At 50.5% G+C, this 1,864-nt stretch carries 2 protein-coding genes; one reads left to right on the forward strand and one right to left on the reverse strand.

What is annotated here, in order from left to right; all coding sequences use genetic code 11:
• Window positions 1-265: 265 nt before the first annotated feature.
• On the forward strand, window positions 266-622 hold the full coding sequence (locus AK963_RS28400) for a hypothetical protein (protein WP_066018647.1): 357 nt from the start codon (window positions 266-268) through the stop codon (window positions 620-622).
• 74 nt (window positions 623-696) lie between these two features.
• Here the strand turns inward: AK963_RS28400 and AK963_RS28405 are convergent, their stop codons facing one another.
• Complete coding sequence (locus AK963_RS28405) at window positions 697-1,734, reverse strand: hypothetical protein (RefSeq protein WP_066018648.1); 1,038 nt, start codon at window positions 1,732-1,734, stop codon at window positions 697-699.
• Window positions 1,735-1,864: the final 130 nt, after the last annotated feature.

The following is a 1,864-nucleotide window of genomic DNA, read 5'->3' on the forward strand; positions in this document are numbered from 1 at the left end:
TTCGCTGGCAGCATCTCGGGCTTCGTCCTCATCAGCACCCAGTTTCACCAAGCATTCGTAGAGTTTTTCGTTAATCATGGTAATTCCTTTGTCTGTTGTTCAGTGTTTATGTGCGAGCTGAGTATAGTTATTGGTGGGAGAAGTGTGCTGAAAACATCGCTTCAGATACCCTTTTTTTAGTATTTATTGCGCTTACCTTGTGTATTAAAAATTTCAAACCTAACTATAATCCATTGACGTTTATATCTGATAAAAGGGAACGTTAATGACTGATATTGAAATTATTTTGAATCGCCCTGCTTATGGGGACGATATAACGTTTCATGTAATACTCCATCATGACTACATGTTGCTCAAACGCGACGACATTGAATGTAGCAAGGCCATTTGGGTTGATCAGTCTGACCCTGAGTGGAACGAAGATTTGATAAAACGGCTGGAAAGTAATCACATTTCTCCACCTTCCAAGGTTCGTTATTCTTTTGAAACTGCTTGGAAAAGCTGGCGTTCTGGTGAGCTTGACGATGTTCAAATCAAACAAGAAATTCAACTGATTGCAGACTGGATCAATGCTGCGTCCAAAGCTTTGCCACATAGTGAGTTTTGGAACGACAAATTCTAAGAATACCCGCCTCTTATCTTAAAAAAAATCCCGCTCGGGTGAGCGGGCAAAGGTGCCGGACAAGCACAGGGAAATTACTTCTGGTATTTGTTGAACAGCCGGTCGATGTCGGCCTGCTCTGGTGAGTCGATGGGTGGAGTTGTGCCAGATGAGGGAGTGCCCTCGATGGAACCGGTGAATGCCTGGCGACGCTCGGAGAGTTGCTTGAGTCGATCGTACTCGCCAGACATGGCGTTGTGTTTGTAGTCCTGGGCGACTTTGGCGGTGAGACCTGGGTCGATAAAGTCGTCGAGGGTGTAACCCCGTTCGGCCGCGAAGCTCATGAACTCGTGGGCCTTGTCGTCACCGAGGCCGAGGGCTTGCTGCACACGGTTGAGGTTGTTGGCGATCTGCTGCTGCATGGCCTGACCGCGCATGTTGTCGGCCTGCCTGACCTGCTGGTTGGCCGCGTTGGCAACGCCCTGGGTACCGCCGATGACCTGGGCCAACATCTGCTGCATCTGCTGATTCATCTGCATCATCTGTCGCATCTGGCCAGACATCTCTTTGTAGCCTGGGGGGAGCGCGGCGGCGTTGTCCTCTTCCCATTTCTTGAACACGTCGTCGGTCAGTTCTTGTTTCTGCTGCTGACCGGAATTGGCATCACCTCCTGCTTCGCGCCCAAGCTGCGGGTTCTTTTCAAAGGCTTTTTCCATGTTCATCAAGGCTTGGGCTGCCTGTGCTGGATTTGCCCCGTACTTTTTCATGAATGCGTTGACGACCTGATTGACCGGTTTCATCTGGGCATTCTGGAAGTTGAGATCGCGGTAGCGTTCAAAGGTGGATTTGATCTGTTGTGGTGTCAGTTGTCGGGTGTCGCCTTCTCCGAACTCGATGTCGTAGAGGATGGCTTCGGCCTTGGCTTTGTCACCTTCGGTTTGTGGTGAACCTGCGGCGGCGGCTTTCTCGGCGTCCGTGGGCGGTGTCTCGTTCTGCTTGGGTGGTGACATCGGAGTCTGTGGCGATGGTACCTGTTGAGACGGGGGTTGACCTGGGGCTTGTGGTTGCTGGCCCTGTTGGGCGGCAATGCGGTCAATGGTTTGCTGCTGGGTGTTTTTGTTTTCGGGGTTCATGTTTCTCGGCCTTAGCGGAGGGTGGGTGTAAGACCGAGATTAGGGGTTATTAAGCTGAGGTTCGTCCCTCTGTGCAGCTTGCTTTTATTTTTTTAAAAATAACAACGATGTCCTTGGGTAACGTAAAAAC

The sequence above is a fragment of the Endozoicomonas atrinae genome (assembly GCF_001647025.1).
GTDB classification, from domain to species: Bacteria; Pseudomonadota; Gammaproteobacteria; order Pseudomonadales; family Endozoicomonadaceae; genus Endozoicomonas; species Endozoicomonas atrinae.

Excerpts from the sequence above, each read along its gene's own strand:
- AK963_RS28405 (WP_066018648.1), bottom strand. The coding sequence starts at position 1,734 with ATGAACCCCGAAAACAAAAACACCCAGCAGCAAACCATTGACCGCATT.
- AK963_RS28400 (WP_066018647.1), top strand. The coding sequence starts at position 266 with ATGACTGATATTGAAATTATTTTGAATCGCCCTGCTTATGGGGACGAT.